Source organism: Pseudomonas sp. efr-133-TYG-103a (assembly GCF_030209235.1).
Classification (GTDB): domain Bacteria; phylum Pseudomonadota; class Gammaproteobacteria; order Pseudomonadales; family Pseudomonadaceae; genus Aquipseudomonas.
In genome coordinates this window covers 116931-125795 of sequence record NZ_JARVSK010000020.1, presented here as the reverse complement: position 1 = coordinate 125795, position 8865 = coordinate 116931, and the positions used below count along the sequence as shown (strand labels likewise).

At 58.5% G+C, this 8865-nt stretch carries 7 protein-coding genes; all 7 read right to left on the bottom strand.

All coding sequences use genetic code 11. The features are described 5' to 3' along the window. Window positions 1-280: 280 nt before the first annotated feature. The gene (locus tag QRN36_RS18165; RefSeq protein WP_285425316.1) at window positions 281-1171 is read right to left on the bottom strand and encodes an ABC transporter permease subunit; all 891 of its coding nucleotides are present in this window, start codon (window positions 1169-1171) and stop codon (window positions 281-283) included. Beyond that, window positions 1168-2088, bottom strand: coding sequence for an ABC transporter permease subunit (locus QRN36_RS18160; RefSeq protein WP_093465677.1), 921 nt, complete (start codon window positions 2086-2088; stop codon window positions 1168-1170). The genes QRN36_RS18165 and QRN36_RS18160 overlap by 4 nt, the downstream gene beginning before the upstream one ends. Further along, window positions 2085-3227 (bottom strand): polyamine ABC transporter ATP-binding protein, encoded by a 1143-nt coding sequence (potA, locus tag QRN36_RS18155; protein ID WP_285425315.1) that lies wholly within the window; start codon window positions 3225-3227, stop codon window positions 2085-2087. Before potA ends, QRN36_RS18160 begins: the two co-directional genes overlap by 4 nt. Window positions 3228-3283: 56 nt before the next feature. After that, window positions 3284-4381, bottom strand: a complete 1098-nt coding sequence (locus tag QRN36_RS18150; RefSeq protein ID WP_285425314.1) for a polyamine ABC transporter substrate-binding protein — start codon at window positions 4379-4381, stop codon at window positions 3284-3286. A gap of 322 nt (window positions 4382-4703) precedes the next feature. After that, window positions 4704-5801, bottom strand: a complete 1098-nt coding sequence (locus QRN36_RS18145; RefSeq protein ID WP_285425313.1) for a polyamine ABC transporter substrate-binding protein — start codon at window positions 5799-5801, stop codon at window positions 4704-4706. Between the two features lie 265 nt (window positions 5802-6066). Continuing rightward, complete coding sequence (locus tag QRN36_RS18140; RefSeq protein WP_285425312.1) at window positions 6067-7431, bottom strand: aspartate aminotransferase family protein; 1365 nt, start codon at window positions 7429-7431, stop codon at window positions 6067-6069. Between the two features lie 72 nt (window positions 7432-7503). Next, complete coding sequence (locus QRN36_RS18135) at window positions 7504-8862, bottom strand: glutamine synthetase family protein (protein WP_093465689.1); 1359 nt, start codon at window positions 8860-8862, stop codon at window positions 7504-7506. Between the last annotated feature and the right edge of the window lie 3 nt (window positions 8863-8865).

Sequence of the window (8865 nt, the reverse complement as noted above, 5' to 3'; positions counted from 1 at the left end):
AGAATCTCAGCGCTCACACTGGCCTCTTCCCGGCTGAAGCCGGTCCTACAACAAACATCGCGTACATTCAGCGGGACCTATTGGAATACCAAACCGAGGACCGGTTTTTAGCCGGGAAGACTCTGGAGTTCTAACCCGTAGGACCGGCTTTAGCCGGGAAGGCGTCGGGTGTCACACCGCAGAATCTCAGCGCTCACACTGGCCTCTTCCCGGCTGAAGCCGGTCCTACAACAAAGATCGCCTGCATCCTGCGGGATGCATCCCATTGAAACTGCGCTGATCAAACCGATTCGACCACCTTGGCGCGTCGTACATCAGGCTGTTTCCAGCCGTCTGCTGCAGCTTCTTCGATGGCTTGTTGAATGGCCTTCTTGCGCTTTTCTTCGGCGCGGCGGCTGAAGAACCACACCAGAAAGGTCGCGATCGACACGGCCAGCAGAATCAAGCTCGCAATCGCGTTGATCTCAGGCTTGACGCCCAGTCGCACCGCCGAGAAGACTTCCATCGGCAGCGTGGTGGAGCCCGGTCCGGACACGAAGCTGGCGAGTACCAGGTCGTCCAGCGACAAGGCGAAGGACATCATTGCACCTGCCGCCAGCGACGGCGCGATCATCGGGATGGTGATCAGGAAGAACACTTTCCACGGCCGCGCACCCAGATCCATCGCGGCTTCCTCGATGGACATGTCGAGCTCACGCAGGCGTGCCGATACCACAACCGCCACATACGCCGCGCAGAACGTCGTGTGGGCGATCCAGATGGTGACGATACCGCGCTCCTGCGGCCAGCCGATCAACTGCGCCATGGCCACGAACAGCAGCAACAGCGACAGACCGGTGATGACTTCCGGCATGACCAGCGGCGCGGTGACCAGACCACCGAAGAACGTACGCCCTTTGAAACGAGTGACGCGGGTCAGCACGAAGGCCGCCATCGTCCCCAGGGCCACGGCCGCGATCGAGGTGTACAGCGCGATTTCCAGCGAGCGCATGACCGCACTCATCAGTTGGGTGTTGTCCAGCAGACCGACGTACCACTTCACCGACCAGCCGCCCCACACGGTCACCAGCTTGGAGGCGTTGAACGAGTAGATCACCAGAATGACCATCGGCGCGTAGATGAACGTCAGCCCGAGTACCAGCATCAGGTTCGAGAATCGGAAGCCTCTCATGCTTTGCCCTCCAGTTCTTTGGCCTGGCTGCGGTTGAACAGGATGATTGGCACGATCAGGATCAGCAGCATGACCACCGCCAGCGAAGATGCCACCGGCCAGTCGCGGTTGTTGAAGAACTCTTGCCACAGGACCTTGCCGATCATCAGCGTCTCGGGACCGCCGAGCAATTCAGGGATGACGAACTCGCCCACCACCGGAATGAACACCAGCATGCAGCCGGCAATGATGCCGTTCTTGGACAGCGGAACGGTGATTTTCCAGAAACTGTTGAAGGTGCTCGAACCCAGGTCGGACGCCGCCTCCAGCAGGCTCTGATCGTGCTTCACCAGGTTGGCGTACAGCGGCAGAATCATGAACGGCAGGTACGAATAGACCACGCCGATGTACACCGCAAGGTTGGTGTTCAGAATCTGCAGCGGCTCACTGATCACGCCCAGCCACATCAGGAACGCGTTGAGCAGACCGTTGTTGCTCAGAATCCCCATCCACGCATAAACGCGAATCAGGATGGCGGTCCAGGTCGGCATCATGATCAACAGCAGCAGCACCGTCTGCATTTCTTTGCGCGCGATGGAGATGCCGTATGCCATCGGGTAGCCGATCAACAGGCACAGCAAGGTGCTGAAGAAGGCCATCTTCAACGAGCCCAGATACGCCGAAATGTACAGATCGTCGCCGGTCAGCAATGCGTAGTTGGCGAAATTGAGCACGATGTCGAGCTTCTGCTCGGCGTAGGTGAAGATCTCGGTGTAGGGCGGAATCGCGACGTCGGCTTCAGCGAAACTGATCTTGATGACGATCAGAAACGGCAGCGCGAAGAACAGAAACAGCCACAGGAACGGAACGCCGATGACCGCCTGACGGCCATTGGGCGTTATGCGGTTGAGCGCGCGTTTGATCTTGCGGATTTTCATGAGCGAAGCACCACGCCGCTGTCATCTTCCCACCATACGTACACTTCGTCGTCCCAGGTCGGACGCGCGCCGCGGCGCTCGGCGTTGGCGACGAAGGACTGCACCAGCTTCCCGCACGCCAGCTGCACGTAGAACACCGAGTGGCCGCCCAGATAGGCGATGTCGTGGACCTTGCCGCGCGACCAGTTGTATTGGTAGGTGGGCTGTTCGGTTGTGATCAACAGCTTTTCCGGGCGAATTGCGTAAGTGATGTGCTTGTCTTCGACCGAGGTGCTGATGCCGTGACCGACATAGATCTCGCGCTCCAGCTCAGGACTGCGGATCAGCGCGTGGCCTTCCATGTCTTCGATGACTTCGCCGTCGAACAGATTGACGTTGCCGATGAATTCACAGACCAGCCGGCTGGTCGGAGTTTCGTAGATGTCCACCGGACTGCCGATCTGGGCGATCCAGCCCAGGTGCATGATCGCGATGCGCTGAGCCATGGTCATGGCTTCTTCCTGGTCGTGGGTCACCATGACGCAGGTCACGCCCACGCGCTCGATGATTTCCACCAACTCCAGTTGCATCTGCGAGCGCAGCTTCTTGTCCAGCGCGCCCATGGGCTCATCGAGCAGCAGCAGTTTCGGCTTCTTGGCCAGTGAGCGCGCCAGTGCCACACGTTGACGCTGACCGCCCGACAACTGATGCGGCTTGCGCTTGGCGTACTGGGTCATCTGCACCAGCTTGAGCATTTCGGTCACGCGTGCGTCGATCTCGGCCTTGGGCAGTTTGTCCTGCTGCAGGCCGAAGGCGATGTTCTGCGCCACGGTCATGTGCGGGAACAGCGCATAGGACTGGAACATCATGTTGATCGGACGCTCGTATGGCGGCATGTCGGTGATGTCGACGCCATCGAGAAATATGCGGCCTTCGGTCGGCCGTTCAAAACCGGCAAGCATGCGCAGCAAGGTGGATTTCCCCGAGCCCGATCCGCCGAGCAAGGCGAAGATTTCGCCCTTGTTGATCTGCAGAGACACATCGTCCACAGCAACCGTCTCGTCGAACTTTTTCGTGACCCGATCGATTTTGACCAGCACCGGTTTCGGTTGCTGACCACCCTCAAGGGCTTTCTTGTAGGCGCCGGAGGCAACTGCCATGGGTGAAACTCCCAACTGTTTTTGCGCCCGGCCGACGGGGCCGGGCACCTTGGTCTTTATTTACCGGTTTTGATCTTGGTCCAGCTGCGCGTCATGACACGCTGAATCTTGGGCGGCAGCTCAGAGTTGACGTACAGACGCTCCTGCACCTCTTTGGACGGGTAGACCGATTCGTCGGTGCGGATTTCCTGGTCCATCAGTTCACCCGATGCAGGGTTCGGGTTGGCGTAACCGACCTGATCGCTGACCTTGGCGATCACATCAGGCTTGAGGATGTAGTTGATGAACGCGTGAGCCGCCTTGACGTCCGGCGCATCGGCGGGGATCGCCAGCATGTCGAACCAGAGGTTGCCGCCCTCTTTGGGGATCGAGTAAGCGATGTTGACGCCCTTGCCTGCTTCGTCGGCACGCGCCTTGGCCTGGAAGATGTCGCCGGAGAAACCTGCCGCGATGCAGATCTCACCGTTGGCCAGGTCAGTGATGTATTTGGAGGAGTTGAAGTAGGTGACGTATGGACGCACCTTCAGCAGCTTCGCTTCAGCCTGTTTGTAATCTTTCTCGTCGGTGCTGTTCGGGTTCAGGCCCATGTAGTTGAGCACCGCAGGCAGCATTTCGTCCGCCGAATCCAGGAACGCGACGCCGCACTGCTGCAGCTTTTTCATGTTCTCAGGTTCGAACAGCACGGCCCAGGAATCGATGGTGTCGACGCCCAGCACTTTTTTGATCTTGTCGACGTTGTAACCAATCCCGTTGGTGCCCCACAGGTACGGCACGGCGTACTGATTGCCCGGATCGTTCTTCTCCAGGCGCTTCATCAGCTCGGGGTCGAGATTGGAGTAGTTGGGGAGTTGCGACTTGTCGAGTTTCTGGAACGCACCGGCCTTGATCTGCTTGCCAAGGAAGTGGTTGGAAGGGACTACCACGTCATAGCCGGTGTGGCCGGCCAGCAGCTTTCCTTCCAGGGTTTCGTTGGAGTCAAAGACGTCGTATTTGGTCTTGATGCCGGTGGTGGATTCGAAATCCGCCAGCGTCGTGGTGCCGATGTAATCGGACCAGTTATAAATGCGGACAGTGGAGCTTTCCGCGTAGGCGCCGACGGCTAGCGTCAGGCCGGCTCCGATAAGCAAGCCTTTGGAAAATAAAGAAATAGACACGATTGCAGTCCTTTTTTAGTAGGTGGGCCGTTGCCCGTGCCGACGACAGTACCGACTGCCTGTGACAAATCCGGCGCGCAACTTACCTTCGATAAACCCTTCTCGCAAAATAATTTTTCGTAACGCGTGCGCGGTAAATCCTGACCTCGGAATCTGGAACATCACTCGGCAGTCGGTAGACACCGTTCCTGTGGGAGTGAGCTTGCTCGCGATAGCGCTGTGTCAGTCGACATTTCCATTTCTGACAAGGTGCAATCGCGAGCAAGCTCACTCCTACACAGCTTAAGCACGTGCCGTCAGGGACGGCACGCTCGGACCAGGCTTATTTGCCCGATTTGATGTTGGTCCAGCTGCGGGTCATCAGACGCTGAGTGGCTGCTGGCAAGTCTGCAATCGCGTACAGCTTGGACAGCACGTCCGCAGGTGGGTAAACGCCTGGATCGGAGGTGATGTCCTTGTCCACGAACTCGGTCGCTGCCTTGTTGCCGTTCGGGAAGTGCACGGCATTGGTGATCTCGGCCATCACTTTAGGCTGCAGGATGAAGTTCATGAACTTGTAGGCGCCTTCGACGTTTTCGGCGTCTTTAGGAATGGCAACCATGTCGTAGAAGCTGCCAGCACCTTCTTTCGGAATGTTGTAGCTGACCTTGACCTTGCCGCCTGCTTCTTCAGCGCGCGCCTTGGCCTGATACACGTCACCCGAGTAACCGACGGCTACGCAGATGTTGCCGTTGGCCAGGTCCGAGATGTATTTGGACGAGTGGAAGTAGGTCACCGAAGGACGAATTTTCTTGAACAGGTCTTCGGCTTTCTGGATGTCTTCTTTTTTCTGGCTGTCGGTTGGCAGACCCAGGTAATGCAGCGCCACTGGCAGCATTTCGGTCGGCGAATCGAGGAAGCTGATGCCACAGGACTTCAGCTTGGCGGCGTTTTCAGGCTTGAACAGCAGGTCCCAGGAATTGACTGGCGCGTCTGCGCCCAGAGCAGCCTTGACCTTGTCCGGGTTGAAGCCGATACCGATCGAACCCCACATGTACGGGAAGGCGTGCTTGTTGTCCGGGTCGCTGACCGACACGGCCTTGAGCAGCGCAGGATCGAGGTTTTTGTAATTCGTCAGTTTGGACTTGTCCAGTTCCTGATAAACACCGGCTTTGATCTGTTTGGCCAGGAAGTTGTTCGACGGGACGACGATGTCGTAACCCGACTTACCGGCCAGCAATTTGGCTTCCAGCGTCTCGTTGCTGTCGAAAACGTCATACACCACCTTGATGCCCGACTCTTTTTCAAAATCGGCAATGGTGTTCGGCGCGATGTAATCGGACCAGTTATAGACGTGCAGAACTTTGTCGTCGGCGTGTGCCGCTGCGGCCACTGCGCCCATCAGGGACAAGGCGAGGAGGGTTTTGCCAAATTTCTTCATTCGTACAGCTCCAGTGTTTTATGTTAGCGGCAACCAAACCGCCGATAGTCTGGCAATTTCCTGGGCGGGCTTACAAGCGAAGCGGCCTGCCTTATTGCATAGCTTTCAAAGATTTCATCTGCACGCCAGCGCATCGAACTCTGTAGGAGTGAGCTTGCTCGCGATTGCGTATTGTCGGGCACCGACGATGTCGAATGTGCCGACGCTATCGCGAGCAAGCTCACTCCTACAAAAGATGATCGTTTACCGCACGATCACCTCACCTTCAGCGCTGCAACGCCTCAAGGGTCAGGTCCAGGCATGTGCGTGCCTTTTCCACCAACTCATCGATCTGCGCGAAGCTGATCACCAGCGGCGGCGCAATGATCATCGTGTCGCCCACCGCGCGCATGATCAGCCCGTTATCGAAGCAGAACGTGCGGCAGATCATGCCTACACCTCGACCGACATAGCGCTCACGAGTTGCTTTGTTTTTCACCAGTTCGATGGCGCCCAACATCCCGACGCCACGCACCTCGCCCACCAGCGGATGATCGCTCAACTCGCGCAAACGCTTTTGCAAGTATGGTGCCGTTTCCGCCTTGACCCGCTCGACAATCTTCTCTTCGCGCAGGATGCGAATGTTCTCCAGACCCACCGCCGCCGCCACCGGGTGACCGGAGTAGGTGAAGCCGTGGTTGAAGTCACCGCCCTCGTTCAGCACCTTCACCACTTCGTCGCGCACGATGACGCCCCCCATCGGGATGTAGCCGGAGGTCAGGCCTTTGGCGATGGTCATCAGATCAGGCTTGAGGCCATAGAAATCGCTACCGAACCACTCACCGGTGCGACCGAAGCCACAAATCACCTCATCGGCGACGAACAGGATGTCGTACTTGGCGAGAATCTCCTTGATCTTCGGCCAGTACGTTTCCGGTGGCACGATCACGCCACCGGCGCCCTGAATCGGCTCGGCAATGAACGCGCCGACGTTCTCCTCGCCCAGTTCGAGAATCTTCTTCTCCAGCTGCTCGGCGGCCCATACGCCGAACTCGTCCGGCGTCATGTCGCCACCCTCACCGAACCAGTAAGGCTGGGGAATGTGCACGATGCCCGGAATCGGCAAGTCGCCCTGTTCGTGCATGTAGGTCATCCCGCCCAGGCTCGCGCCGGCAACGGTGGAGCCGTGATAGCCGTTGATGCGGCTGATGATGACCTTTTTGGCCGGCTTGCCCTTGACCGCCCAATAGTGACGAACCATGCGCAGCACGGTGTCATTGCCTTCGGAACCTGATCCGGTGAAGAACACGTGGTTCATGCCTTCCGGCGCGATCTCGGAAATCGCCTTGGCCAACTGCAGCGCCGGCGGGTGAGCGGTCTGGAAGAACAGGTTGTAATAAGGCAGCTCACGCATCTGTTTGCTGGCGGCTTCGGCCAGTTCGTCACGACCATAACCGATCGCAACGCACCACAGGCCGGCCATGCCGTCGAGGATCTTGTTGCCTTCGCTGTCCCAGAGATAGACGCCCTTGGCGTTGGTGATGATGCGCGGGCCTTTCTCTTTGAGCTGTTTGAAGTCGCTGAACGGCGCCAGGTGATGATCGCTGCTGAGGGCTTGCCATTCGCGGGTTTGCGGGTTGTTGGAACTCATGAAGCACTCCATTGACTGGGTATCGCGTGTCGGACGCCGCTGGCCCTGAAAAGCCCACGGCGCCCGGAATCGTCAGACGGCGAAGAGCAGGAATTCCCGCTCCCACGAACTGATCACACGCTTGAAGTTTTCGTGCTCGGCGCGCTTGACCGCGACATAACCGGTGATGAACTTCTGGCCGAGGTATTTCTCGATCGTCTTGCTGTTTTCCATGCGCTCGAGGGCGTCCTCGATCGTCAACGGCAGGCGCAGGTTACGGCGCTCATAACCACGACCGACCACCGGCGCGCTCGGGTTGATGCCCTCGACCATGCCGATGAAGCCACACAGCAGACTGGCGGCGATCGCCAGATAGGGGTTGGCGTCCGCGCCGGGCAGGCGGTTTTCCACGCGGCGGTTCTGCGGGCCGGCATCCGGTACGCGCAGGCCGACGGTACGGTTCTCTTCACCCCACTCCACGTTCACCGGCGCCGAGGTGTCCGGCAGGAAGCGCCGGAACGAGTTGACGTTCGGCGCGAACAGCGGCAACAACTCGGGGATCAGCTTCTGCAGACCTCCGATGTGCTGCAGGAACAGCTGACTCATGGTCCCGTCTTCGTTGGAGAAGATGTTCTTGCCGGTCTCGATGTCGATGATGCTCTGGTGCAGGTGCATGGCGCTGCCAGGCTCACCGGTCATGGGCTTGGCCATGAACGTGGCGGCCACGTCGTGCTTGAGCGCTGCTTCGCGCATGGTGCGTTTGAACACCAGAATCTGATCGGCCAGCGACAGCGCGTCGCCATGACGGAAGTTGATTTCCATCTGTGCCGTGCCGTCTTCGTGAATCAGCGTGTCCAGGTCCAGGTTTTGAAGCTCGCACCAGTCGTAGACGTCTTCGAACAAGGGGTCGAATTCGTTGGCGGCTTCGATAGAGAAGGACTGACGCCCGGTTTCCGGACGCCCGGAGCGGCCAACCGGTGGCTGCAACGGATAGTCGGGGTCGTCGCTGCGCTTGGTCAGGTAGAACTCCATCTCAGGCGCGACGATGGGCTGCCAGCCCTGGTCCGCGTAGAGCTTGAGCACTTTCTTGAGGACGTTGCGCGGAGACAACTCGATGGGGTTGCCTTGCTTGTCGTAGGTGTCGTGAATCACCTGCGCGGTGGGCTCTATGGCCCAGGGCACCAGATACACCGCGTTCTGGTCTGGGCGGCAGAACATGTCGATGTCTGCGGGGTCCAGCAATTCATAGTAAATGTCGTCTTCGACATAGTCCCCGGTTACGGTCTGGAGCAGTACGCTTTCCGGCAAGCGCATGCCCTTTTCGGCAATGAACTTGTTGGTCGGTGAAATCTTGCCCCGCGTGATACCGGTGAGGTCGGAGATCATGCACTCGACTTCGGTAATCCTGTGTTCTTTCAACCAATCGGTGAGCTGGTCGAGGTTGGTACTCATAAA

Excerpts from the sequence above, each read along its gene's own strand:
- QRN36_RS18165 (WP_285425316.1), bottom strand. The coding sequence starts at position 1,171 with ATGAGAGGCTTCCGATTCTCGAACCTGATGCTGGTACTCGGGCTGACG.
- QRN36_RS18160 (WP_093465677.1), bottom strand. The coding sequence starts at position 2,088 with ATGAAAATCCGCAAGATCAAACGCGCGCTCAACCGCATAACGCCCAAT.
- potA (WP_285425315.1), bottom strand. The coding sequence starts at position 3,227 with ATGGCAGTTGCCTCCGGCGCCTACAAGAAAGCCCTTGAGGGTGGTCAG.
- QRN36_RS18145 (WP_285425313.1), bottom strand. The coding sequence starts at position 5,801 with ATGAAGAAATTTGGCAAAACCCTCCTCGCCTTGTCCCTGATGGGCGCA.
- QRN36_RS18140 (WP_285425312.1), bottom strand. The coding sequence starts at position 7,431 with ATGAGTTCCAACAACCCGCAAACCCGCGAATGGCAAGCCCTCAGCAGC.
- QRN36_RS18135 (WP_093465689.1), bottom strand. The coding sequence starts at position 8,862 with ATGAGTACCAACCTCGACCAGCTCACCGATTGGTTGAAAGAACACAGG.